The 24,665-nt window shown below is 43.0% G+C and carries 18 protein-coding genes, 1 tRNA gene and 3 rRNA genes; 20 read left to right on the forward strand and 2 right to left on the reverse strand.

Annotated features, from left to right (window positions below):
* Window positions 1-291: 291 nt before the first annotated feature.
* From ACJVC5_RS06605 to tig, 17 genes are all read left to right on the forward strand, one after another.
* Window positions 292-1,825 (forward strand): 16S ribosomal RNA (locus tag ACJVC5_RS06605).
* A 127-nt stretch (window positions 1,826-1,952) separates the two neighbouring features.
* Window positions 1,953-2,029: transfer RNA gene (locus ACJVC5_RS06610), tRNA-Ile, on the forward strand.
* A 108-nt stretch (window positions 2,030-2,137) separates the two neighbouring features.
* Window positions 2,138-5,061: ribosomal RNA gene (locus ACJVC5_RS06615) — 23S ribosomal RNA — on the forward strand.
* A gap of 122 nt (window positions 5,062-5,183) precedes the next feature.
* Window positions 5,184-5,300: ribosomal RNA gene (gene rrf, locus ACJVC5_RS06620) — 5S ribosomal RNA — on the forward strand.
* The 16S, 23S and 5S rRNA genes sit together here with 1 tRNA gene alongside, the layout of an rRNA operon.
* A 193-nt stretch (window positions 5,301-5,493) precedes the next feature.
* Entirely contained in the window at window positions 5,494-7,923 is a 2,430-nt protein-coding gene (locus tag ACJVC5_RS06625; protein WP_408098579.1) for a DNA translocase FtsK, read from the forward strand.
* A gap of 200 nt (window positions 7,924-8,123) precedes the next feature.
* Complete coding sequence (gene rpsB, locus ACJVC5_RS06630) at window positions 8,124-8,909, forward strand: 30S ribosomal protein S2 (RefSeq protein ID WP_408098580.1); 786 nt, start codon at window positions 8,124-8,126, stop codon at window positions 8,907-8,909.
* A 32-nt stretch (window positions 8,910-8,941) separates the two neighbouring features.
* Window positions 8,942-9,859 carry a translation elongation factor Ts gene (gene tsf, locus ACJVC5_RS06635; RefSeq protein WP_408098581.1) on the forward strand — a complete coding sequence of 306 codons (918 nt, stop codon included), beginning with the start codon at window positions 8,942-8,944 and terminating at the stop codon, window positions 9,857-9,859.
* A gap of 63 nt (window positions 9,860-9,922) precedes the next feature.
* Window positions 9,923-10,636, forward strand: a complete 714-nt coding sequence (gene pyrH, locus ACJVC5_RS06640; protein WP_408098582.1) for a UMP kinase — start codon at window positions 9,923-9,925, stop codon at window positions 10,634-10,636.
* Between the two features lie 12 nt (window positions 10,637-10,648).
* A complete protein-coding gene (gene frr, locus ACJVC5_RS06645; protein ID WP_408098583.1) occupies window positions 10,649-11,206 on the forward strand; it encodes a ribosome recycling factor in 558 nt (185 codons plus the stop codon).
* 8 nt (window positions 11,207-11,214) lie between these two features.
* A complete protein-coding gene (gene uppS, locus ACJVC5_RS06650; protein ID WP_408098584.1) occupies window positions 11,215-11,976 on the forward strand; it encodes a polyprenyl diphosphate synthase in 762 nt (253 codons plus the stop codon).
* Window positions 11,977-12,798: a phosphatidate cytidylyltransferase gene (locus ACJVC5_RS06655; protein ID WP_408098585.1), complete on the forward strand. Its 822-nt coding sequence runs from the start codon at window positions 11,977-11,979 to the stop codon at window positions 12,796-12,798.
* 9 nt (window positions 12,799-12,807) lie between these two features.
* Window positions 12,808-14,358, forward strand: coding sequence for an RIP metalloprotease RseP (rseP, locus tag ACJVC5_RS06660; RefSeq protein ID WP_408098586.1), 1,551 nt, complete (start codon window positions 12,808-12,810; stop codon window positions 14,356-14,358).
* Window positions 14,359-14,361: 3 nt separating this feature from the next.
* Window positions 14,362-14,982, forward strand: a complete 621-nt coding sequence (locus ACJVC5_RS06665) for a hypothetical protein (protein WP_408098587.1) — start codon at window positions 14,362-14,364, stop codon at window positions 14,980-14,982.
* Window positions 14,979-15,650: a hypothetical protein gene (locus ACJVC5_RS06670; RefSeq protein WP_408098588.1), complete on the forward strand. Its 672-nt coding sequence runs from the start codon at window positions 14,979-14,981 to the stop codon at window positions 15,648-15,650. The genes ACJVC5_RS06665 and ACJVC5_RS06670 overlap by 4 nt, the downstream gene beginning before the upstream one ends.
* 2 nt (window positions 15,651-15,652) lie before the next feature.
* Window positions 15,653-16,405, forward strand: a complete 753-nt coding sequence (gene pssA / locus ACJVC5_RS06675; protein ID WP_408098589.1) for a CDP-diacylglycerol--serine O-phosphatidyltransferase — start codon at window positions 15,653-15,655, stop codon at window positions 16,403-16,405.
* The gene (gene truA, locus ACJVC5_RS06680) at window positions 16,402-17,172 is read left to right on the forward strand and encodes a tRNA pseudouridine(38-40) synthase TruA (protein ID WP_408098590.1); all 771 of its coding nucleotides are present in this window, start codon (window positions 16,402-16,404) and stop codon (window positions 17,170-17,172) included. Before pssA ends, truA begins: the two co-directional genes overlap by 4 nt.
* A gap of 73 nt (window positions 17,173-17,245) precedes the next feature.
* Window positions 17,246-18,529 (forward strand): trigger factor, encoded by a 1,284-nt coding sequence (tig, locus tag ACJVC5_RS06685; protein ID WP_408098591.1) that lies wholly within the window; start codon window positions 17,246-17,248, stop codon window positions 18,527-18,529.
* Here tig and ACJVC5_RS06690 read toward each other — a convergent pair.
* Window positions 18,504-19,625, reverse strand: a complete 1,122-nt coding sequence (locus ACJVC5_RS06690) for a hypothetical protein (RefSeq protein ID WP_408098592.1) — start codon at window positions 19,623-19,625, stop codon at window positions 18,504-18,506. The genes tig and ACJVC5_RS06690 overlap by 26 nt on opposite strands.
* A gap of 128 nt (window positions 19,626-19,753) precedes the next feature.
* Here ACJVC5_RS06690 and nadC point away from each other — a divergent pair, with 128 nt between their 5' ends.
* Both nadC and ACJVC5_RS06700 read left to right on the forward strand, forming a co-directional pair.
* On the forward strand, window positions 19,754-20,599 hold the full coding sequence (gene nadC, locus ACJVC5_RS06695) for a carboxylating nicotinate-nucleotide diphosphorylase (RefSeq protein WP_408098593.1): 846 nt from the start codon (window positions 19,754-19,756) through the stop codon (window positions 20,597-20,599).
* Window positions 20,596-22,173 (forward strand): L-aspartate oxidase, encoded by a 1,578-nt coding sequence (locus ACJVC5_RS06700; protein WP_408098594.1) that lies wholly within the window; start codon window positions 20,596-20,598, stop codon window positions 22,171-22,173. The genes nadC and ACJVC5_RS06700 overlap by 4 nt, the downstream gene beginning before the upstream one ends.
* Before the next feature lie 15 nt (window positions 22,174-22,188).
* Here the strand turns inward: ACJVC5_RS06700 and mtgA are convergent, their stop codons facing one another.
* Window positions 22,189-22,926, reverse strand: coding sequence for a monofunctional biosynthetic peptidoglycan transglycosylase (gene mtgA, locus ACJVC5_RS06705; RefSeq protein ID WP_408098595.1), 738 nt, complete (start codon window positions 22,924-22,926; stop codon window positions 22,189-22,191).
* A gap of 324 nt (window positions 22,927-23,250) precedes the next feature.
* On the opposite strand from mtgA, the gene rimO reads away from it, so the two are divergent.
* The gene (rimO, locus tag ACJVC5_RS06710) at window positions 23,251-24,630 is read left to right on the forward strand and encodes a 30S ribosomal protein S12 methylthiotransferase RimO (RefSeq protein ID WP_408098596.1); all 1,380 of its coding nucleotides are present in this window, start codon (window positions 23,251-23,253) and stop codon (window positions 24,628-24,630) included.
* Window positions 24,631-24,665: the final 35 nt, after the last annotated feature.

Raw genomic sequence — 24,665 nt, forward strand, 5'->3', positions numbered from 1 at the left:
TTTCTAAAGATTTTTGAAAAAAAAGCTTGCAGAAGAAAAAATGAACTGATAAAACGCTAAGCTCTTTGACAACTTAATAAACGAATAAATTTTTTGAAACCTTCGGGTTTCAAGATGAGATGAGAATGGAACCCGTTCAATTGCCTAGTCTTCCGTAAGTTTTAGTACTTCGGTACAGGAAGACGGCCAAGAGATGAGAGTCTCTTGTGTTGTAAAACAAAATTGAACTAATTCTTGAACAAAACAAGAATCTAGAGTCACCAAATAAACTTTAAGTTTTATTTAAATATATACTTGGAGAGTTTGATTGTGGCTCAGAACGAACGCTGGCGGCGTGCCTAATACATGCAAGTCGAACGTGAAAAGGGGCAACCCTTAGTAAAGTGGCGCACGGGTGAGTAACACGTAGGTAATCTGCCTTTCAGTGGGGAATAACTTAGGGAAACCTGAGCTAATGCCGCATACGTTAGTAATAAGAAAGTGGGCGCCGCAAGGGCTCATGCTGAAAGAAGGGCCTGCGGCCTATTAGCTAGTTGGTGGGGTAATGGCCTACCAAGGCAACGATAGGTATCCGGTCTGAGAGGATGATCGGACACACTGGAACTGAGACACGGTCCAGACTCCTACGGGAGGCAGCAGTAGGGAATATTGCGCAATGGGGGAAACCCTGACGCAGCAACGCCGCGTGAGTGAGGAAGGTCTTCGGATTGTAAAACTCTTTTTTTAGGGAAAAATGATTACAGAGCTAATACCTGTAAAGTGATGGTACCTAAAGAATAAGCACCGGCTAACTTCGTGCCAGCAGCCGCGGTAATACGAAGGGTGCAAGCGTTGTTCGGAATCATTGGGCGTAAAGCGCGCGCAGGCGGATCAGCAAGTCAGATGTGAAATCTCGAAGCTCAACTTCGAAACTGCGTCTGAAACTGCTAGTCTAGAATGTCGGAGGGGGCAGGGGAATTTCACGTGTAGGGGTAAAATCCGTAGAGATGTGAAGGAACACCGGAGGCGAAGGCGCCTGCCTGGACGACTATTGACGCTGAGGCGCGAAAGCGTGGGGAGCAAACAGGATTAGATACCCTGGTAGTCCACGCCGTAAACGATGAATACTAGTTATTGGAGGTATTGACTCCTTCAGTGACGCAGCTAACGCATTAAGTATTCCGCCTGGGGAGTACGGTCGCAAGACTAAAACTCAAACAAATTGACGGGGGCCCGCACAAGCGGTGGATTATGTGGTTTAATTCGAAGCAACGCGCAGAACCTTACCTAGGCTTGAACTCCTACGAACCCGTTGTAATGGACGGGGTGCCCGCAAGGGAATGTAGTGAGAGGTGCTGCATGGCTGTCGTCAGCTCGTGTTGTGAAATGTTGGGTTAAGTCTCGCAACGAGCGCAACCCCTATCGTCTGTTGCCAGCATTAAGTTGGGCACTCTGACGAGACTGCCTGGGTTAACCAGGAGGAAGGTGGGGATGACGTCAAGTCCTCATGGCCCTTATGTCTAGGGCTACACACGTAATACAATGGCGCGTACAGAGGGAAGCGAACTCGCAAGGGGGAGCAAATCTCAAAAAGCGCGCCTCAGTTCGGATTGGAGTCTGCAACTCGACTCCATGAAGTTGGAATCGCTAGTAATCGGAGATCAGCACGCTCCGGTGAATACGTTCCCGGGCCTTGTACACACCGCCCGTCACACCATGGGAGTTGTTTTCATTTTAAGACGTGACTCTAACCGCAAGGAGGAGAGCGTCTACAGTGGGAGCGATGACTGGGGTGAAGTCGTAACAAGGTAGCCGTAGGGGAACCTGCGGCTGGATCACCTCCTTTTTAAAGGAAAACCTTATAGGGTCAATCAATCGAACGCGGTTCCATTCATCATCATCTCATCATAAAAATAAGAGAAATTGAAAATTCATAGGGTACTTACCAGTCTCTATGATCCTAGTTTAAAAATGGGATTGTAGCTCAGGTGGTTAGAGTACGTCCCTGATAAGGACGGGGTCGCAAGTTCGAGTCTTGCCAGTCCCACCATTTTTGAACTTCAGTTTCTTTCGTTCTTTGACAATCACATAACAGGATAAGCAAGCAGACGAGAACCATGTAGTAATTTTTTTAAAAGAATCCATGCTAAAAAACTAAGATAAAGCTACTAAGGGCATGCGGTGGATACCTTGGCAGTAAGAGGCGATGAAAGACGCGGTTAATCTGCGATAAGCTTCGGTGAGCTGATAATCAAGCTTCGACCCGGAGATTTCTGAATGGGGCAACCCCTCTTCACGAAAGTGATGAAGAACCTTCTATGAGTAAAGTAGTAGATGAGTGGCCAACGTAGGGAACTGAAACATCTAAGTACCTACCGGAAAATAAATCAATTGAGATTCTGCTAGTAGCGGCGAGCGAACGCAGAGGAGCCCAAACCAAAGTGCGTGCACTTTGGGGTTGTAGGACTTGCATCAAGGGGAGTTTGATAGGAGAAGGGTTTGGGAAGGCCCACCATAGAGAGTGAAAGTCTCGTATCCGAAATCGAACGAACTGGGCGAGTATCCTGAGTAGAACGGGGCACGTGAAACCCTGTTTGAAGCTGGGGGGACCACCCTCCAAGGCTAAATACTCCTTACTGACCGATAGTGGACTAGTACCGCGAGGGAAAGGTGAAAAGAACCCCGATGAGGGGAGTGAAATAGAACTTGAAACCGCATGCTTACAGACAGTCAGAGGGCTATTGTAAAGCCTGATGGCGTACCTTTTGCATTATGATTCAGCGAGTTATGGTATGTGGCGAGGTTAAGCCGTTGCAGGTGTAGCCGTAGGGAAACCGAGTCTGAATAGGGCGTTAGTCGCATGCTGTAGACCCGAAACGGGATGAGCTATCCATGAGCAGGTTGAAGCGAGGGTAAAACTTCGTGGAGGACCGAACACGTGACGGTTGAAAACGTCTGTGATGACTTGTGGATAGGGGTGAAAGGCCAATCAAATTCCGTGATAGCTGGTTCTCTCCGAAATGCATTTAGGTGCAGCGTTTGTCGATTACTAACGGGGGTACAGCACTGAATAGGCTAGGGGCATTACCGTGCTACCAAACCTTATCAAACTCTGAATACCGTTAAGTACAGACAGGCAGTGAGTCTATGGATGCTAAGGTCCGTGGACAAAAGGGAAAGAGCCCAGATCATCAGCTAAGGTCCCTAAATTGACGCTAAGTGGAGAACGTTGTGGAACTACTGTGACATCCAGGAGGTTGGCTTAGAAGCAGCCATCCTTTAAAGAAAGCGTAATAGCTCACTGGACTAGTGGTTCTGCGCGGAAAATGTAACGGGGCTTAAGCGTCGTACCGAAGCTATGAACTCTATATGAGTGGTAGGAGAGCATTGTGTGTGCTGATGAAGGCGTACCGTAAGGAGCGCTGGAGGTCCCACAAGAGCTGATGCTGAAATGAGTAGCGATAAGGAGGGCGAGAATCCCTCCCACCGTAAAGCTAAGGGTTCCTGGGCCAGGTGAATCCTCCCAGGGTAAGTCGGATCCTAAGGCGAGGCCGAAAGGCGTAGTCGATGGACATCAGGTTAATATTCCTGAACTTAGTCTTTATCGTTTGACTGAAGGAGTGACGAAGAAAGGTAGCACATCCAGAGATTGGTTGTTCTGGTGTAAGGTCGTAGGTGGGGTCGATAGGCAAATCCGTTGGCCCATTAACACTGAGAACTGATGCCGAGGCGCAAGCCGAAGTGTGTGACCCTAAGCTTCCAAGAAAAGCTTCGTAGGGAGATAGAGATTAATCCGTACCGTAAACCGACACAGGTAGCTGAGGCGAGAAGCCTAAGGTGCGTGGATGAACTGTAGTTAAGGAACTCTGCAAATTAGAACTGTAACTTCGGGATAAAGTTTGCCCTTGAACGTGAAGTCACTTGCTGGCGTAGCGTATGAGGGTCGCAGTGAAATGGGGGTAGCGACTGTTTACCAAAAACACAGGTCTATGCAAACACGTAAGTGGAAGTATATGGGCTGACGCCTGCCCGGTGCTGGAAGGTTAAAAGGTGAGGTTAGCCGCAAGGCGAAGCTTTAAATTGAAGCCCCAGTAAACGGCGGCCGTAACTATAACGGTCCTAAGGTAGCGAAATTCCTAGTCGGGTAAGTTCCGACCTGCACGAATGGCGTAACGACTTCCCCACTGTCTCAACTATAGATCCAGCGAAATTGGTGAGCGCGTGAAGAAACGCGCTACCCGCGGAAGGACGAAAAGACCCCGTGAACCTTTACTGTAACTTGGCATTGGGTTTCGATTAACCATGCGTAGGATAGGTGGGAGCTTTTGATCCGTGCGTTCCGGCGTACGGGGAGGCAACCTTGAAATACCACCCTTGGTTAATTGGAATCCTAACCTGTCGTCATAATCTGGCGAGGGGACAATGTCTGGTGGGCAGTTTGACTGGGGCGGTCGCCTCCTAAAGAGTAACGGAGGCGCACGAAGGTTCCCTCAGCCTGAATGGAAACCAGGCGTAGAGTGTAAACGCATAAGGGAGCTTGACTGCGAGACAAACACGTCGAGCAGGTGCGAAAGCAGGTGTTAGTGATCCGGTGGTTCCGAGTGGAAGGGCCATCGCTCAACGGATAAAAGGTACTCCGGGGATAACAGGCTGATTTCCTCCAAGAGTTCACATCGACGAGGAAGTTTGGCACCTCGATGTCGGCTCATCGCATCCTGGGGCTGGAGCAGGTCCCAAGGGTTTGACTGTTCGTCAATTAAAGCGGTACGCGAGCTGGGTTCAAAACGTCGTGAGACAGTTTGGTCTCTATCCTCCGTGGGCGTAAGATATTTGAGAGGAGCTGTCCTTAGTACGAGAGGACCGGGATGGACAAACCTCTGGTGTACCGGTTGTGGTGCCAACTGCATCGCCGGGTAGCTAAGTTTGGACGGGATAACCACTGAAAGCATCTAAGTGGGAAGCCCCCCTCAAGATTAGATATCTATTAAGGGTGCTTGTAGACTACGAGCTTGATAGGTTGGGTGTGTAAGCGCTGTAAGGCGTTGAGCTGACCAATACTAATAACCCGTTTTGCTTTATTTTCTTTGTCTCTTGTACGCTCAAGAGAAGTTTTATTAGCGTGATCTACATGGTTCAAAATTTGTCTTGCTTATCTTGTTTTGTGATTGTAAAAGTGCAGTCAGCCTAAATTTGAAATACAGTTTGGGTGTGTCGATAGCGGTGAGGAAATACCCAGTAACATCTCGAACCTGGAAGTCAAGCTCACTTGCGGCGAAGGTAGTGCCAGGGGAACTTGGTGTCAGAATAGCAAGATGCACCCTCCATTTTTATAAAAAGCCCTCTTTTCAGAGGGCTTTTTTTATTCCCACAAATCGAAATCCTTTCAAATATTTTTTTTATCCCAATAATGAGCGCTATTTTGTCTTTATTTATTTCTTAGAAAATATTTGCCCCTACGTGGTCCTACGTATTCAATAACTTGCACTTTATCTCGGTGCTTCCTACAATTTAAGTATGGAAAAAAAAATCTTAAAAGTTCAATTATACTCTCTATTTATTCTCACAACTCTTAATCTGATTTACTTCTATTATCGAGATAATCTTCCTGATAATTATTATGAGATCACCTATCAAAATCATTCTATCAATTTTTTTACTTATTACTTTTTCACTCTCTTAGCTAACTTTGGTTATTGGTGTGGAATTTGGGTAACTCTTTCATTTATCACTTTCGCAATTCTTCATACGTTCGTTCTGACTAAAAAGAAGGACGTAAAAAATCAAATCGTTATTGCGGCCCTTCTGCCGTTAACTCTTGGTCTTTGTTATCTTTTAATGCCAGAAACTTTAGGTGAAGGCCTAATGTTTTTAATTAAAGAGAATTTAAGTCTTTTGAGTGTCATCTCATCAGTACTTCTCTTTGGTGCTGCATTTTTCTATCTCGTTTCAGAGAAAAACTTTTTCAAAACTTGTCGCTTCATCTGGAAGCAAATGGTGACTATCGGAACAATGATTAAAGAAGCAGATTATTCTGCGGTTAAATCAATTGATCTGAAGAAATGGCCAATGGCGCTTAGAGAACGTGCAATGGAACTACTTGCGCGCTTTAAGAAAGAAGAGGAACTTGCTCCGGTCACTGCTACTCCTAAGAAATTAAAAATTACTGAATCTCCGAAAATTAAAGAAGCTCCTGCTCAGAGAAGTCTTCCAGTAGAAGAGCCACCTGTAGCGGAAGAAGTTGAAGATGAAGAACTTGAGGAAGAGGAAGTAGAAGAAGTCGACGAAGAAGAAATCGTTGATGAAACTGAAGAAGAATTTAATGACTCAGTTGATGAGGAAGTAGAAGAAGAATCTGAAGAGGTAGAGGCGTCAGAAGATTCTGACGAAGAACTCGAAGAAGTTGAAAGCCCTTTCACTAAGAAGAAAGTTAAAACAGAAGATACATTCTTCGAAGCAGATGAACTTATTAACTGTATTGTTTCTAAGAATCAAGCAAACAAGATCAGTGATCCATCTGATACTTATTTCCAAACTATTGCCCGTGCGATTGAAGAGAAGCTTAAAGAGTTTAATATTACGGCCTCAGTTATTAACGTTCTAAAAGGGCCAGTAGTAGATACATTTGAACTTGAACTTGGTGCAGGTGTAAAAGTTGCCGGTGTTACAAACCGTGTAGATGATCTTTCACTTGCTCTTATGGGTGCTCCGATTCGTATGGTTTATCCAATGAAAGGTAAATCAACAATTGGTATTGAAGTTCCTCGTAATCCACGTGATGTCATTTATCTGGATGAAGTTCTTCGTGCTCCGAACTTTAATAACTCAAGTTACAAACTTCCAATCGCAATGGGTAAAGATGCCTATGGGGATGCTGCGGTAATTGATCTGGCCTCTACTCCGCACTTACTTGTTGCGGGTACAACTGGTGCAGGTAAATCAGTATTCGTTAACACGCTTCTGGTTTCCCTTATTATTAAGTTTTCACCGAAGAAACTACGTCTCATCATGCTGGATCCAAAACAGCTTGAATTGGCACTTTATCAGCGTTTACCACACTTGATTATGCCAGTTGTGACTGATCCTTCAGTCGCTTCAGCAGCGCTCTTGTGGGCAATTGATGAGATGGAGAGACGTTATTCACTTCTTAAAGACTTCGCGGTTAAAAATATCGAAGGTTTTAACAAGAAAGTTGTAGGGGCAGGAACGGATCTTACTTGTCGAATCACTAAGTACTATCCTGATGCTGAAGTTGTTGGTTTCGAACTTCCCTACATCGTTATCGTAGTGGATGAGTTTGCGGATCTGATGCTTTCTAAATCTGGTAAGGCGATTGAAACTTCAATTTCAAGATTGGCGGCCAAAGCACGTGCTTCAGGTATCCATATCGTGCTTGCAACTCAGCGTCCGTCTACCGACATTATTACCGGTGTAATTAAAGCGAACTTCCCGACCCGTGTATCTTTCCGCGTGTTCACGAACATCGATTCTCGCGTAATTTTGGATGGCGTGGGAGCTGAGAAACTTCTGGGTAAAGGGGACATGCTCTTTAAACAGGGTATTGATATTCTCCGTATGCACTCAGCTTTTGTTAACGAAGAAGAAATTGAAGCACTAGTTGATAAGCTTGCAACTCTTCCAATCCAGTACGATACAGGTGCAATGGAGTTCCTGGACAGTAACGGAACTGTTGATACTGATGTTGAAGGCATCACCATGGACGGCGAGGGTGGTGGTCTTAAAGACGAAAAATACGATGAAGCTGTTCGCTGTGTTGCTATGCATCGAGTGGCAAGTGCCTCATTCCTTCAAAGAAGACTAGGTGTTGGCTATAACCGAGCAGCTAACTTAATCGAAGAAATGGAGCGTCATGGTGTGGTAGGGCCTGCTCAAGGGTCTAAACCACGGAAAGTTCTAGTGCCTCCACCTGCTGATTCTGCCCCTTAAATATCTCGATTTTGAGCGCCTCTTTTGAGGCGTTCAAAGCCTTGATTTCATTCTTAAAATTCTTGCCCTAAACGAGTCAGCGTGCTATTTACATCTGACCATTATTTACAATGCCCATAAGGGCAAATCTAATCACTTTAATTGGTTGGTCCATCATGTGATGGCACAAAGTGATTCGATCAAACCACCAAGGAGTTTTCATGTCTAAGTTACAAGTCAAGCAATTGCTTGAGGCCGGCGCCCACTTCGGTCACCAAACACACAAGTGGAATCCAAAGATGAAGAAGTATGTTTACGGCGAACGTAACGGCATCTACATCATCGACCTTCAACAAACTCTTCCAATGGCCGAAAAAGCATATGAGTTTCTTAAGAAGACTTCTCAGTCTGGTAAGTCAGTTCTTTTCGTTGGTACGAAGAGACAAGCTTCAGACATCGTGAAGAAGAAAGCAGAAGAGTGTGGCGCATACCACGTTACTTCTCGTTGGTTGGGCGGAATGCTTACTAACTACAAAACAATCGCTCTATCTATTGATAAACTACGTAAAGTAGAAAAAATGAAAGAGAACGGTGATTTCAAACTTCTTACTAAGAAAGAGCAATCTAACATTGAGAAAGAAGTTGAAAAACTAGAGAAGAACCTTGGTGGTATCAAGAACATGAGAAAGCTACCAGGCGCTATCTTCATCATCGATCCAAACAATGAGCACATTGCTGTTAAAGAAGCCAACGTTCTTGGTATTCCAGTAGTAGCTGTTACAGATACTAACTGTGACCCTACAGGTATCGAATACGTTGTTCCAGGTAACGACGATGCTCTTAAATCAATCACTCTTTTCCTAGACTACTTCTCGAACGCAATCGTTGAAGGCGGCTCTAAAGCTCGTAAAGATGATGGTTCAGATGCTAACCGTGATATGGATCTTGAATCTGAAATCCTTGCTAAGTATGAGAAGGACATCGATCTTCAAGGTGAAGAAGAGTAATTTTTAAAAACTTTTTTTAAGGAACAATAACCATGGCATATACAGCTGCTGACGTAAAAAACCTTCGCGAGACAACTGGCGCAGGTATGATGGATTGTAAAAAAGCTCTTGATGAGACTGGCGATTTTCAAAAAGCCGTTGATTATCTTCGTGCAAAGGGCCTAGCTGCCGCTGCTAAAAAGCAATCTCGTGTTGCTGCTGAAGGTATGATCGCTGCTGTTGTTAAAGGTAAAATCGCTGCTCTAGTAGAAGTAAACTGTGAAACAGATTTCGTTGCTAAAAACGACGCTTTCCAAGCTTTCGCAACTACTGCTGCTAACGTTGCTGTTGATGCTAACCTTTCTACAGTTGAACAACTTCTAGATGCTAAGGCCGCGAACGGTCTTACAATCAAAGATAACATCTCTGAACTTACGATCAAAATCGGTGAGAAAATTGATGTTCGTCGTGTAGAAGTGATGAAGCTAGAAGGTAACGGTATGATTGGTTCATACGTTCACTCTGGTAAAATCGGTGTTCTTTGTCGTGTTGAATCTGACAAAGATGTTAACGGTAACGAAGCTTTCCAAACTCTTGTAAAAGATCTTTGTATGCAAATCGCTGCTGCTAACCCTCAATTCCTTAACGCTTCTGAGATCGATGAGACTTATAAAGCGAAAGAAGCTGAGATTTATGCTGCTCAATTAAAAGAGCAAGGTAAGCCAGAAGCTATGATTCCAAATATCGTAAAAGGTAAACTTGCGAAGCTTGCTTCTGAAGTTTGTCTTTACGAGCAGTCTTTCGTTAAAGATCCAGATACAACAATTGGTAAACTTATCGAAGCTACTGGTAAAACAACTGGCGCTTCAATTAAAGTTACTAAGTTCATCAAGCTTAATCTTGGTGAAGGTATCGAGAAGAAGTCTGAGAACTTCGCTGAAGAAATTGCTAAGCTTACTGGGAAAAACTAATCCCAAACAAGTATTAAAGAGAAGGGGACTTTCACAAGTCCCCTTTTCCTTTTAAAGGGACTCATGAAATACAACCGCGTACTGATTAAACTTTCTGGTGAAGCCCTTGCTGGTGATCAGGGAAATGGAATCTCTGGTGAAATTTTAAATAAAATTAGCTCTGAAATCGCGGCCCTTCATAAGACGGGTTGTGAAATTGCTATCGTAGTTGGTGGCGGTAACATTCACCGTGGAGTTGCTGGTGCGACTTCTGGTATGGATCGCGCAACTTCAGATTACATGGGCATGATGGCCACTGTGATCAACTCTCTGGCCCTTCAAGACGCCCTAGAGAGAAGAGATGTTTACACTCGAGTGCTTTCTGCAATTGCTATGCAAGAAGTTGCTGAACCATATATCCGTCGTCGTGCTGTTCGCCACCTTGAAAAGAAACGTGTGGTGATCTTTGCTGCCGGGACTGGTAACCCTTATTTTACAACTGATACAACTGCCGCTCTTCGTGCCAATGAGATCAATGCTGATCTTATTATGAAAGCAACGAAGGTTGACGGAATTTACGATAAAGATCCTATGAAGCACAAAGATGCTAAGAAGTTTGATAAACTTTCTTATATCGAAGTGTTGAACAAAGACCTAAAAGTGATGGATTCAACGGCCATTACACTTTGTATGGACAACGACATGGACATCGTCGTCTTCAATATGTTTGAAGAAGGCAATATCGCAAGAGTTGTTCAAGGTGAGAACATTGGAACTGTAGTTACTAAAAAAGCTTAAGGAGATTAGGTTATGATGAAAGAGCTAAAGCCTATACTTGATGATCAAATGAACAAAGCGATTAAATCGCTTCACAACCAAATGGGCAAAGTGAGAACTGGCCGTGCAACTGCTGCGGTTCTAGATGGTATCACTGCCGATTATTATGGTTCTCAAACTCCAATTAAAAACATGGGTCAGATCTCAACACCAGAAGCTCGTCTTCTTCAGATCCAGCCATTTGATAAAACTCTTATCCCTGCCATCGAGAAGGCCATTCTTGCTGCTAACATCGGTCTTACTCCGGGTAACGATGGTAACTTCATTCGTATTCAATTCCCTGCTCTTACTGAAGATAAGCGTAAAGCTTTCGTGAAAGACGTGAAGAAAATGGGTGAGGACGCAAAGGTTCAAATCCGTAATATTCGTCGTGATCAAAACGATAAAGTAAAGGCCGCTGAGAAAGACAAAAAGATCTCTGAAGATGAGTCTAAAAAGATTCAGGAAGAGATTCAAAAAATCACAGATAACTTCATTAAGGAAGTTGATAATGTGGTTAATGCTAAAGAGAAAGAGCTACTAACCGTTTAAGGTTTATTATGTCGAGTATCAAGCATGTTGCCATAATCATGGATGGGAATGGACGTTGGGCCAATAAGCGCCTTCGTCCACGCATTTGGGGCCATGTGAGAGGCTCGGCCGTAGTTTCTGATATTGTGAGAGCGGCCGATGATATCGGACTTAAAGCGCTTACGATGTACGCTTTCTCAACTGAGAACTGGAGCCGTCCACTTGAAGAAGTGTCGACACTGTTCAGACTTCTCAAAAAGTTCCTGATTAAAGAAAAAAACAGAATTCTCGCCAATAATATTAAGTTCAAAGTTATTGGCGAAATTCAAAATCTTCCTCATGAGACAATCTCTCTTATTAAAGAGATGGAAGCTCTGACGGCCGAAGCAACTGGTCTTAAACTTACTTTCGCGTTTAACTACGGCGGAAGAGCAGAGATCCTACGTGCTGTGAACGCCTTCCACTTAAATTATCCTGGTCGCCCAATGACTGAGAATGATTTGAATGATCTCATGTATCGCCCTGAAACTGGTGACGTTGATCTTATGATCAGAACCGGTGGGGAGCAGAGGATTTCAAATTTCCTATTATGGCAGATGGCCTACGCTGAAATGTATTTCACGCCGACCCGATGGCCAGACTTCACACCGAGTGAATTCAAAAAAATTATTGAGCACGTTTCTTGTAGAGAAAGACGCTTTGGAAATGTCTGCGGACAGTCTGCCCTTGAACATTCAATGGAAAAGGCCGAAACCAATAAGTCTGTTTTCATTAAAGGGGCGAATCTATAAATGTCTAATACAACCGTTCGAATTATTTCCGGCGCTGCTCTCATTATCCTAGTAGGCCTTTGTATCTATTCGGGACCTCAAGCGACTTTAATTCTGTTTGGTCTGATTGGACCTTTGATGATTGATGAAATCATTACTAATTTCTATGGCCAGCGTCGTTTCTCAATTCGTTATTGTCTGGCGCAGGCGATTTATATCCTTTGTTACTACTTCTTTAATTTCTATCAGATTAGCCAGTCGTCTTTCAGTTTTTGGATTTCGGCCGGAATTGTTCTTAATATACTTCTGCTTGCGTACTTGTTCCTGGTTTATAAAAAGTCTGAATTGTTATTAACAATTTTTAGAGTGACTTCGTGGGGAACTGGTCTTTTTACATTGATCCCACTCCTTTCTCTTAGCTACATCATTCACTTTGAAAATTGGCGTCTGCTGTTAATTGGACTTTTCCTGCTTAACTTCATGGTTGATACTGCCGCTTATTTCTCAGGAAAAAAATTCGGGAAGCATAAGCTTTGGGAAGCTGTTAGCCCTAAGAAAACAATTGAAGGTGCGGTCGGTGGTGTGATCTGTTCAGTGATCGCGACCAGCATTTTCTGGCACTATCTCATTGCTCCTGTGACCCCTTTTACTGTTGGATTCTTCTTTGTTGTGGCCTGTTGTTCTCAAGTTGGAGACCTTGCTCAATCAAAATTAAAAAGACAGTTTGAAATTAAAGACAGTTCATCATTGATTCCTGGCCACGGTGGTGTTTACGACCGTGTGGATAGCCTTTTATTTGTGGCCCCACTTTATGCCTTCTATTTGATGGCAAACTTCCGCTAAGGATTAACTATGCTAGAAAAGATTCTCATTTTTGTTATATTTCTTGGTCCATTAATTTTCTTTCATGAACTTGGGCACTTCTTCTTCGCTCGTCTTTTTGGCGTAAGAGTTGAGGTTTTCTCAATTGGTTTCGGACCGAAGATCTTTAAGTATCTTCATAAAGGCACAGAATACGCCATCTCAATCATCCCACTTGGTGGTTATGTAAAGATGTTCGGGGACGATCCTTTTTCAGAAACTCCACTAACTGAGGAAGAGAAGAAAGTTGCTTTTAATCATAAGAGTAAAATTGCCCGTTTCTGGATTGTATTCGGCGGCCCACTGGCAAACCTTATTCTTGCTTACTTCCTTTATGTAGGTCTTCTTGCTTCCGGAGAGAAAGTTCCTGAAACGAAAGTAGGTGTAGTGACTGAGAAGTCAGTACTTTATACGAAAGGTCTAAGAACAGGTGACGTTCTTGTTGGAATTAACGATGAGAAAGTTCTGAGCTTTGATGATTTCAATATCAAAGGTTCAAACGTTGAAAAAGTAACGGTTCAGCGTCACGGCGAAAAACTTGATCTAAACGTTGGAATGGAACTTGAACCGTTCATTAACGAATTCGTGAATATTGTTTCAGTGGTTAAGAAGCCGATCTTTATTAATAAGAAAGGTGAGAAGTTCTATGTGAGCTTAACTCAGAGGCCAGCTGATCTTTCTGCTTCACTTGAAGAAATCAATTCAAACTTCCAAGGTAAGGCCTATCTTTATAGTTATGCTCAGAAAGAAGATGCTATCGCCCTGGATTTTACATCTGAATCCGAAATTACTTCTGATCAGTCTCAGTCATTGATTGAGTTCCTGGAAAAGATGGAGTTCTACCCGGTAGATCTTTCAGTTCGTAATATTGTGATGGGTTCACCTGCGGACAAGGCCGGCATTAAGAAGGGTGACATCCTAACAAGTGTGAATGGTGTTGCACTTAAATCTTTTGAAGAACTTCGTTCAACTCTTCAGACAACTGAAGATGGTAAGGAAGTGGCAGTCGTTGTTCTGACTAACGGAGAGTTACAGACCAAGCAGCTTGTTCCTGAAGTGAAGGAAATTGATAAGAAGAAAACAAAACTCATCGGTATTGAAAGTGCGGTTGAGTATGTTCAGCCAAAACTTATCGTAGCGAAGGCCGATAGCTTTGGTGAGGCCGTGACGGGTGCTTTCACCCGGACTTGGGACGGAATTGTAAAAACTTTCAGTGGTTATAAGAAACTTATTACTCGCGAAGTGTCTCTGAATAACATTGGTGGACCGCTGGCGATTGGTAAAGTTGCTTCTGATTCACTTAATATCAGTCTTTCAATGTTCTTCCGTTTGATGGCAATTATCAGCATCAATCTAGGCGTGATTAACCTGTTTCCAATTCCAGTTCTGGATGGTGGACACATCATGTTCCTGATTTTTGAAACGATTAACGGTGGACCACTTTCACGCAGAAAACTGGAAATCGCTCAGCGTTTTGGTATCTCAGTGCTGTTCTTCCTGATTTTCGTGGCATTGTTTAACGATATTACGAGATTGTTTTAAGCCTTGAGCTCTTTATTCATCGACTCCACTTATGACCTCGGTTTAGGTGTCCTGGATGATGGATTAAACTGGCTCACGTTTGAAAGACTCCAAGGTCAAAAGGCCTCAGTCGTTATTCAGTCCAGCGCTTATGAGCTTTTAAAGAAGCATCAAATTAATCCGCAGGAATTAAAATCTATTATTTCAATCAATGGCCCGGGTTTCTACACGGGCCTGCGACTTGCAGAAGGTTTCGCTGACGTTTTTCAGTTCTTCGGTGTTCCTCATTACTCATTTTATTCTTATGACATTCCTGCCTGGTGTGGGGTGAAGAGTGGAGTGTGGTTTACCAAGGCCTATCGTGGAGAGTATTTCTTTTATCATTGGGACGAGTCTGGTTCGCGCCAGGAGCTTCTCTCTGGAAAAGAAATTGCAGCAGTTCTTGAGAAATATGAAAACGTGTTTATTCATTCTGATGTTTCATTGGATGAATTAAGCCGAGGATTGATTAAGCAATCAACTTCAACACTTGAGATGCTTCAAAAGAATCCACAGGTCATTTTCAAGAATGTGTTGGATCAGAAGCTAAAAAAAGAGGCCTTCTATTTCCGTGCTCCGGAAGATGAGTTTAAGGCCAATCCATGAGAAGATTTTTCTTTCTACCGACTGAAATTTCATGGGGTCTGGTTGGACTTCTGATTTATGGCTTTATAAAGTTACCACTTCTTGTTTTGATTCCCCTGATTCTCGTTGATACATTGATTCTTTTTATTTTTAGAAAGGGCAGAGTGCCTTATCGAGATACAATTAAGAATGATGGTGAAATTTATCTATCTCCGATTCACGGGAGAGTAGAGTCCGTTCGCTTGAATGCTTCTTCATTGTATTATCCGTCTCCTTGCCATGAAATTAGAATCTCAATGAACTTTTGGGACGAGAAAGGTCTTTATCTTCCGACTTCGGGTGAGGTGACTTATCTTAAGGCGAATAAGGGCAAGAAGGTCAAACGAACCTCTCCAGATGAGGCCTTCTATGGAACGATTGAAGATCTGGCCCATACTGATTTCACTCTTACTTCTAAAAATCAAACCGCTACACTTATGCGATTTATTGACAGTCAGTGGGGGAAACGCCCAACTATCTGGCTTAAATCAGGTGATAGAGGACGCGGAGCAGCCTGTTTTGGGTATTATCCTTTTGGGGGAACTCTGCTAATTTATTTACCAGCAACTAGTGATGTACTGGTTTACGAGAAAGAAATTGTTGTTCCCGGCCAAACTGTGGTGGCCGCACTGAAGGACAAAAAAGGTTAAAAATGTTGATTCAAAGACACCAACTGGCATACTTCCTGCCAAATACTTTCACTGCCCTGAATATGGGATGTGGATTTATTGCGATTCTATATGCTTTCCACGGAGAGTTTTATAAGGCGTGTATGTTCATCGTACTTGGTGCGATTTTCGATAGCGTGGATGGGCGTGTTGCTCGTTGGACAAATACACAATCTGCTTTCGGTGAGCAGTTCGATTCACTAAGTGACCTGGTTTCTTTCGGGGTTTCACCAGCAATCGTTTATTACTTCCGCTTTTTAACTGAGACTGGTCGTCCAGGCATGGTGGCGTGTTTTTTCTTCATGCTTTGTGGCGCTCTTCGTTTGGCACGTTTCAATGCCAACATTGATAAAAATAAATCAGACTATTTCCAAGGTCTGCCGATTCCAGGTGGCGCAACTGCCGCAATCAGCTTGATCTTCCTTTCTTTCACATTCCCGGAAATTGCTCAGTATAAACCACTAACTGTGGCCTATCTACTTTTCTACGCCATACTGATGGTTTCAAATATTCCATTCCCGAGTTTTAAAAAATCGGAATGGGTGAGAACTCATAAGAAGCAAGTTCTGATGATTATCTTCCTTATCTTCGCTTCACTCTTCATTAATGAAGAGATCATGATTCCAACCATCATCTCTTTCTACGTGGTGGCCTCATTGATTTATTGGCTCACTCACTTGAAAAAATTTGAAGGCATCTTCGATTGGTCTGATGAGCCTGAAACAGAATTGAAGTGATTCAACATTACCGATTAATCGTTCAGTATAAGGGTACCCGCTATCTCGGTTGGCAAGTTCAACCGGTCTCAGCGGGTCTTACCGTTCAAGGCGAAGTTAACAAGGCCCTCGCCACAGTTTCAAAGTCTGATGATGTGAAAACTCTTGGCTCGGGTAGAACCGATGCCGGTGTCCACGCTCTTGGGCAAGTGGTGAAGGCGAGCATCCCTCTTACCATTGACCCGGCCAATTTAGTTAAGGCACTGAATGGGAATCTTCCGGAGGACATTCGGGTGATTCATGCAGAGAATTCAGATGAAGAATTTTTTCCAACCGTGCATGCTGTCTCCAAAGAGTACCATTATCGTTTTACTGCTCAAAAAATGGTCATGCCTTTTCAGCTAGACCTAATTGCTAATTACCCTTTTGACCTGGACCTCGATAAAATGCGCGAGGCCTGTAAAATTCTTATTGGCCGCCATGACTTCACTAACTTTTACTGTGAAGGTACTGAGGTCGCTCATAATGTTCGAGAAATTTACGAGTGTGAAATCCTGGAAGTCTCTCAGGGAGACTGGGGCATGCTCCCACCTCACTATGTTTTTAGAATCGTGGGTAACGGTTTCTTAAAACAGATGGTTAGACTCCTAGTAGGGGCCGTCTGGAACATTGGGCGAGGCAAAATTTCGTTGGAACAATTACAGTCTGCTCTGGGTCCTACCAAGGTCCAACGTTTGGGACCAGTGGCCCCTCCGGAAGGCCTTTATATGGTGCGCGTCAATTACTGATTACTTTGACAAATTCAGGCTTTGTGTTAGAAACATTAATTCAAATTTTTCACTCTAGAACAAGAGAGATTCTATGTCTTACACCATTGAGAACGTAAACGGTTGCACGAAGAAATTAGTATTCAATTTCGACAAAGTTGACCTAACAAAAGAAATCAAAGAGGCCCTTGTTGCAAAACAAGCAAACTCAAACCTTAAAGGCTTCCGTAAAGGTAAAGCTCCACTTGAGATGGTTCAAAAACTATTCGGACCACAAATCGAGAACGATGCTCTTTACCGCTTCATTTCTGAGCAATATTACAATGCTGTTAAGAAAGAAAACATCCGCGCTGTTGGTTACCCTCAGTTCGGTAACACAAAATACGAATCAGGTAAGAACGTATCTTTCGACGCTACTGTTGAAATCATTCCTGATTTCGAACTAAAAGATTATTCAAAACTTTCTTTCAAGAAAGATTCTGAAACAGTAACTGACGAGGATTTCGAAACTCTTAAGAAGAACTACCTTGGATCTAAAGCTGAAATCGCTGAAGTGAAAGATGCTGGCCACAAGCTTGCTAAAGGTGACTTCGCTGTATTCAACTTCGAAGGCGAAAAAGCCGATGGTTCTAAACCTGAAAACATGAAAGCTTCTGAATACATGCTTGAAATCGGTTCTGGTCAATTTATCCCAGGATTCGAAGACGGCATGATCGGTCTGAAGAAAGGCGAAAAGAAAGACGTAAAAGTTACTTTCCCTGCGGATTACCATGAAGCTGATCTACAAAACGCTCCTGTAACTTTCCATGTTGAACTTCTTGAAATCAAGCAAAAGAATTTCCCTGAGTTCAACGATGAAATCGCGAAAGAATTTGGTTTTGAATCAGTTGCTGATTTCACAACTAAAAACAAAGAGCGTATGGCGATCCAAAAGAAGCGCGAAGTAACTTCTAAGCTTCAACAGGAAATCCTTGAGAAACTAATCTCAGAAAACTCTTTTGAAGTTCCTAAAGCTCTAGTTGATGATCAAAAAGAATCAGTAAAAGAAGAACTTTCACGCACTCTTAAGCAACAAGGCTTCAATGACCAAATGATCGCTCTATACTTCGAGCGTTGGGACGCTGATGTGACTTCAAAGGCCACATTCCAAGTTCGTTCAGGTCTTATCCTTGATAAACTAGCCAAGAAATACAACATCGAAGCCACTGAAGCTGATCTAGATGCAAAAATCGACGAAATGGTTTCTCAATCAGGTATGAAGAAAGATGAAATCGCTAAGTTCTACAAGTCTAACGAGAACATTAAGCGCAATCTTATGTACGCTATCCGCGAAGAGAAGACATTTGCTTCTCTTATGAAGGATATGAAAGTTTCTTAAGTTTTTTTCGACTGCTCTCCCTCCGGGGAGAGCAGTTTTCCCACCAAAATCCCCGCACTAGTTTCATTCTACAAATTCCATCACTCTTATAAATTTTGATTTCTTTTTCCAAATAGACGGTTTTGATTGTTTTGCCATTAGGGACAAACTCTTTGGGGAGTCCAGGAGACCGCTGTCGATCAAGATTTAAGCTAAAACTAAATAAACACAGAAGGCCCAGGGAGAGTTTCCAACGTCTGAAAAGTATGAGGCCGATCAGGAAGATGGCGCCTGAGTGAATTTCTAAACGAGGAACAAATTGTGAAAGCGTCATGAAAAGATCAATCGGATATTGCAGAATTTTCAGAAGGAAAATGCCTGTGTGAAGTTGCCAGCCCCAAAGTGGAAATGAAAAGAGAAATAAGATCGGCATGGCGATTCCAAAGGCAAGATTCACAATCGGCGAGAAGAAAATTAAGAGTGGTGAGATATCGCTTCCCTGAAAGTAAGCGAGAATAATCTGAGCAATAAAAAACCAAATAATGAGACCCAGCCCTTCCAGGCCTGAATAGATGATCCCAATAAAGAGAAAGCTATATGTGAAGCTTAAAACTCCGTTTTGAAAACTTCCAAAGAACACATCGAGAATGAGCGCCACAATAAAACCCAGATGGAGACCCAAGACTTTTTGGTGAGACTTGATAAGGATCATTCGTTTCAGGGCACTGAGGCCCGGCAAAAACATAATGCCAAATCCAAGAAAAAGGAGAAGAGCAAGTTGATGAAGATTGTTTTTAAGAATCTTCATAAAAGGAAAGAGTACAGCGCTGATATGAAAGCCGGAAGGAGTGAAGAGGTGATTTAGGCCCAACATCTTGTAGCGCTCTTTCATCCATTGAGAGAGGGGAGCGGATCGACCGGTGATGATGGACTCCCAAAGTTTTAAAAGCTCTAAATCCTCTTTAGAAATGTGTTTCCTGGCCTCTTGAAAGTGTTGAAGCTTGATAGTTCTTTCGGCCTTAAAATAGGGTGAGATGGCCCTCAGTTCGTGACTCTTCTGAACGCTTAAAAGAAAGAGGGAAATGGCAAGAATAGCTAACAGCCAGCTTTTATTCATGCCTTCCGATGAGCAAGCCTTGGGCCATAGTTCTAAAACCTAAGTAGGGGAAATAATTACTCATTCTCTGCACTGAATAAAACGGATTCCCTTGCCTCCTCGGGGAAAAGGGTATACTTACTCGCCATATGGATATGAGTATTAAAAGCCTTCTTCCTCAGATTCAAAGCTGGCTGGATGAAGATGATCTGACCCGCAATTTTCACTACACTAGAATGCTTCCAAAGCATCCGGTTAAACTTGTTCTAAGAATTAAATCACCTTTGGTTTTGGCCGGTACTGATTACTTAGCGGCGGTATTTACGCAGCTTGGGAGTCATAACGATTTTTCATTTCTTGAAACGTTTGAAGGTAGAGAACTTGGTGATGGGACGACCATTGAATTTCCTGAAACCATGCCGTTTAATCTTGCTGTGACTGGTGAGCGTTTGGCGCTCAATTTAGTTCAGCACGCGAGTTCAATTGCAACTTGGACATCAAAGCATGTTGAGCTGGCCAAATCTAAAGGTATTAAGATTCTCGATACTCGTAAAACAACTCCAGGTCTTCGCTCATTAGAAAAATATGCCGTGAGAGTTGGCGGTGGATTTAATCATCGTCTTGGTCAGACTGACACATGGATGGTGAAAGATAATCATAAATCATCTCTGGGCGGAATGAAGGGAGCACTGAAGTTCTTCGAAGATCAAGGTGTGTTCTATAACAATATCGTGGTTGAGATTCACTCGATTGATGAACTGAAAGAGGCCATTAGTCTGGGTGTTCAACACGTGATGCTTGATAACTTTTCTCCTGAGAAGATTAAAGAAGCAGTTGAGCTTAAAAAACCAGGTATGACTTTCGAAGCATCCGGTGGGCTTAATCTAAATACGATTCCTCAATATTTAATTACTGGCGTGGATGCACTTAGCTTGGGTTCACTGACTTATTCAGCACCAAGAGTGGATCTCTCGCTTAAATTTAGAAGTGTATGAAAGATTTTAATACAGAAGTTCTGATCATTGGTACCGGTATCGCCGGACTTTCAACTGCCATCAAACTGGCGGAAAAGAAAAAGAAGGTAACGATTGTTACCCGCGAGAAGAGACCTGAGATCACTAACACTTTCTGGGCCCAGGGTGGAATCATCTATAGCCCGAAAGATCTGAATGATCAGGAAGATCTGATTCAAGATATTATGAAGGCCTCTGCCTTCACATCAAACATTGAAGCGGCGAAGATTCTTGCCACTCGTTCTGCTGATATCATTGAAGAAGTTCTGATTCATAAATCGAACACTGATTTTGCTAAAGATGCTGAAGGAGAGTTGCTCTTCACAAAAGAAGCTGCCCACTCACGTGACCGCATTATTTATAAGGGAGACATGACGGGGAAGGCGATTCAGATCGCGCTTTTGAATTATCTCTCGAATATTGAAATTTTTCCGAATGTTACTTTCCTGACTTCGCATACGGCGATTGACTTGATCACTCCTAATCACCATGGTGTGGACATCACTCAACGCTATGAAGAGAACCAGGTGCTTGGTGCCTATGTGCTTGATCAGAAATCAAAAGAAGTAAGAAAGATTCTCGCGAAAGTGACGATTCTTGCGACCGGTGGTATCGGCGCACTTTACCTTCACCATTCAAACGCGGAGGGTGCTCGTGGAGATGGCCATGCCATGGCCCACCGAGCGGGTGCTTATGTAACGAACATGGAATTCATCCAGTTCCATCCCACAACTTTCTATAACCGTTCTTCTCATCGCCGCTTCCTGGTGTCAGAAGCGGTCAGAGGAGAGGGTGGACGTCTCATCAATTCGAAGGGTGAGGCCTTCATGAAGAAGTTTCATCCGGACGCAGAACTTGCCCCACGTGATGTGGTGGCCCGGGCGATTCTGGAAGAGATGATTGCAGAGAAAGAAGACTGCGTTTATCTCGATATTTCTCATAAAGATGAAAGCTATCTTAGAAATCGTTTCCCAACGATTAATTCATACTGCTTAGAGAACAAAGTTGATATGGCGGTTGAGCCGATTCCTGTGGTACCGGCCGCCCACTACACTTGTGGTGGAGTGAAAACAGACCTTAAGGGACGCACGAATTTAAAACGTCTTTACGCCGTAGGTGAAGTTGCTTGTACTGGTCTTCATGGTGCAAACCGTTTGGCCTCTACTTCGTTACTTGAAGGTCTTACCTGGGGCTACATCGCTGCAGAAGATATTCTTACTTACATGGATGATGTGAGTGATTACAAACTAGAAAAAATCAAAGACTGGACTCAGGCAAAAGAAGAAGTCGATCTGGCGTTGATTGCTCAGGATCAGCTGACTCTTAAACAAACCATGTGGAACTATGTGGGACTTTCGCGCTCACAAAACCGTTTAAATCGTGCCCGTGCAATGTTCATTGAACTTCAGGATGAGATCTCAAAGTTCTATAAGAATGCCCAACTTCATGATGAACTGATTGGTCTTCGTAATGGAGTCGAGGTGGCCTTCATGGTTCTGAATGCTTCACTTAGAAATAAGCAGTCAGTCGGGTGTTTCTACCTTAAGAACAAATAGATCCACTTCAGGTGGTTAAGAATCAGATAACGGCTTAAAGTAGCTGTGTCCAAGAAGCACTAAATTTCTACGAATAAAATTTCGACGTCTTAAAACAAAGTTTGTTGGCCTCTTCGGGCTCCAGCGACGTGGATTGGGAAGAATCGCCGCGAATAGCTGTGCTTCACCTTGAGCAAGTTTACTCGCTGGCTTTTTCCAATAGTATTGTGAGGCCGCTTCAGCACCATAAATGCCCGGACCCAATTCAATCACATTTAAATAAACTTCCAGAATGCGTTTTTTGTCCCACATCGCTTCAATTAGAACTGTGAAGTAAACCTCAAGCCCTTTTCTTAGATAGGTTCTTGAAGGATACAGAAAAACGTTTTTAGCAGTTTGCTGAGTAATGGTTGAAGCGCCCATCTTCACTTTACGGCGTTTGTTGGCATCAATCGCTTTGGCGATGGCCTCAAAATCAAAACCATTATGTGATAAAAATTTGGGATCTTCTGAGGCGATCACCGCTTTTTGTAAATGCGGAGAGATCTCTTCAATGGGAGTCCAATCTTTGTGGATGGAGACCCATTTCCCATCTAGGGCATATTCGGCGGTACGAAGGAAGACCAGTGGTGTGGCGTAAATAGGCAACCAACGATAAAGCAATACTGTCAAAGCAGTTGAAATAAAGAAGGCAAAAATACTCCACAAGAAAATCTTGTGAAGCTTTTTAGCGACCGGTTTTACTTTTGCGTATCCTCTTCGGATGTAGCCCATATCAAAAATTCAGTTCAAATTGTGAGTGTTTCTCACTCTAATAATTAAAAAAGAAAGACTCGTCTCTGATTATATTTTAAGTCGGGTAAATTGTACTCGAAGGCACTTTTTCCCAGCTCTTACTCAAAAAGTCGGCTTTATCCTTCTATAAAGTGTAATGATTTTTTGTACTTAGACCAGAAAACTCTGCAATTTTGCGCAAATTGTCACCGTGGGTCATATTTGCTACTCTACCATGACTTTTTTACAGGTTACGAGGGTAATCCCCATGACATTTCCCTCTGAATCCACTAGAAAGTTTCAATTCAAAAAATAGGTGTACGAATGAGTCTTGATACAAAAAAATTCCAAGAGAAATCTCTCTACTTTACCTCATTGGGTTGTTCTAAGAACTTAGTGGATTCACAAGTAATGTTGGGTCACTTGAAACTCGATGGTTTTACAATCGCTCAAGCTCCAGAAGATGCGGAAGTGATTATCGTTAATACATGTTCATTTGTTGAGGCCGCGAAAGTTGAATCAATTGAAACTGTTCTAGATCTTGCGACTTACAAGGAAGATGGTAAATGCCAGGCGCTTGTTATGTCAGGTTGTATGGCCCAAAGATATGCTGGTGAGCTTGAAGCTGAAATGCCAGAGATCGACATGTTCATCGGTACAGGTGAATATCACAAGATCGTTCCACTTCTTAAGGCCATGGAAGATGGAAAGCTTGAAAAGAAATCATTCGTAGAAATTCCAAAATTCATTCACACTGAATTCGATCCTCGTCTGAATACTTCACCATTCTATATGGCCTGGTTAAAAATCTCAGAAGGATGTAACCGTAACTGTACCTTCTGTATTATCCCGACTCTTCGTGGAAAACTTCGTTCACGTACAGTTGATTCACTTGTAAAAGAGGCCGAACAGCTTGCTGCTACAGGTGTTCGTGAATTAAATCTTATTTCTCAAGACTTCTCTGATTACGGTGTTGATCTAGAGGGCGGTGGTAAGAAAGACGGTAAAAACCCAATGATCTATGAGCTACTTTCTCGTTTAGAAAAAGTAGAAGGCATTGATTGGGTACGCGTATTTTACTTCTATCCAGATGATCTAACTGAAGACGTAATGGACCTTATGGCCTCGTCTAAAAAGATCACGAAGTATCTTGATATGCCGGTTCAGCACTTCGCTGATGGCGTATTAAAGAGAATGAACCGTCGAGTAACTGAAGAAGTTATTCATCAGAAAATTAAAACTCTTCGTGAGAAGATCCCTGGAATCGTTCTGAGAACTTCAATCATCGTAGGTTTCCCTGGTGAAACTGAAGAAGATTTCCAAGCGCTTTTAAGAGGCGTTAAAGAGGCCCGCTTCAATCACCTAGGAGTATTTAAATACTCTGACGAAGAAGGAACGCCTGCCGTTCGTCTTAAGAACAAGGTTCCGCAAGAAGTGATCGACGAAAGATTCGAACAACTTTATGAAGCTCAAAAAGAAATTGCACGAGAACTGAACCAGGAATACCTGGGTAAGGTGATTGATGTGTTAGTAGAGGGGCAGCATGAAGAGACTGAGCTACTCCTGCAAGGTCGTCATGCTGGTCAGGCCCCTGATATCGACGGTAAAGTGATCATTAACGATGGAATGGCGAAGGCCGGGGACATCGTAAGAGTGGAAATCACTGATGTTCTTGATTACGACCTAGTTGGAAGAATTATCTAAATTTTAAGGGCAGCTTCGGCTGCCCTTCCTATATA

Origin of the sequence: Peredibacter sp. HCB2-198, from assembly GCF_045999315.1 — a bacterium.
In the GTDB taxonomy this organism is placed as follows: Bacteria; Bdellovibrionota; Bacteriovoracia; order Bacteriovoracales; family Bacteriovoracaceae; genus Peredibacter.

What these genes read in the sequence shown, in the direction of transcription:
- pssA (WP_408098589.1), top strand. Translation starts at nt 15,653, where the DNA reads ATGTTGATTCAAAGACACCAACTGGCATACTTCCTGCCAAATACTTTC.
- frr (WP_408098583.1), top strand. Translation starts at nt 10,649, where the DNA reads ATGATGAAAGAGCTAAAGCCTATACTTGATGATCAAATGAACAAAGCG.
- rpsB (WP_408098580.1), top strand. Translation starts at nt 8,124, where the DNA reads ATGTCTAAGTTACAAGTCAAGCAATTGCTTGAGGCCGGCGCCCACTTC.
- rimO (WP_408098596.1), top strand. Translation starts at nt 23,251, where the DNA reads ATGAGTCTTGATACAAAAAAATTCCAAGAGAAATCTCTCTACTTTACC.
- ACJVC5_RS06655 (WP_408098585.1), top strand. Translation starts at nt 11,977, where the DNA reads ATGTCTAATACAACCGTTCGAATTATTTCCGGCGCTGCTCTCATTATC.
- ACJVC5_RS06700 (WP_408098594.1), top strand. Translation starts at nt 20,596, where the DNA reads ATGAAAGATTTTAATACAGAAGTTCTGATCATTGGTACCGGTATCGCC.
- pyrH (WP_408098582.1), top strand. Translation starts at nt 9,923, where the DNA reads ATGAAATACAACCGCGTACTGATTAAACTTTCTGGTGAAGCCCTTGCT.
- tig (WP_408098591.1), top strand. Translation starts at nt 17,246, where the DNA reads ATGTCTTACACCATTGAGAACGTAAACGGTTGCACGAAGAAATTAGTA.
- ACJVC5_RS06690 (WP_408098592.1), bottom strand. Translation starts at nt 19,625, where the DNA reads ATGAATAAAAGCTGGCTGTTAGCTATTCTTGCCATTTCCCTCTTTCTT.
- tsf (WP_408098581.1), top strand. Translation starts at nt 8,942, where the DNA reads ATGGCATATACAGCTGCTGACGTAAAAAACCTTCGCGAGACAACTGGC.
- mtgA (WP_408098595.1), bottom strand. Translation starts at nt 22,926, where the DNA reads ATGGGCTACATCCGAAGAGGATACGCAAAAGTAAAACCGGTCGCTAAA.
- nadC (WP_408098593.1), top strand. Translation starts at nt 19,754, where the DNA reads ATGGATATGAGTATTAAAAGCCTTCTTCCTCAGATTCAAAGCTGGCTG.
- ACJVC5_RS06670 (WP_408098588.1), top strand. Translation starts at nt 14,979, where the DNA reads ATGAGAAGATTTTTCTTTCTACCGACTGAAATTTCATGGGGTCTGGTT.
- ACJVC5_RS06625 (WP_408098579.1), top strand. Translation starts at nt 5,494, where the DNA reads ATGGAAAAAAAAATCTTAAAAGTTCAATTATACTCTCTATTTATTCTC.
- uppS (WP_408098584.1), top strand. Translation starts at nt 11,215, where the DNA reads ATGTCGAGTATCAAGCATGTTGCCATAATCATGGATGGGAATGGACGT.
- rseP (WP_408098586.1), top strand. Translation starts at nt 12,808, where the DNA reads ATGCTAGAAAAGATTCTCATTTTTGTTATATTTCTTGGTCCATTAATT.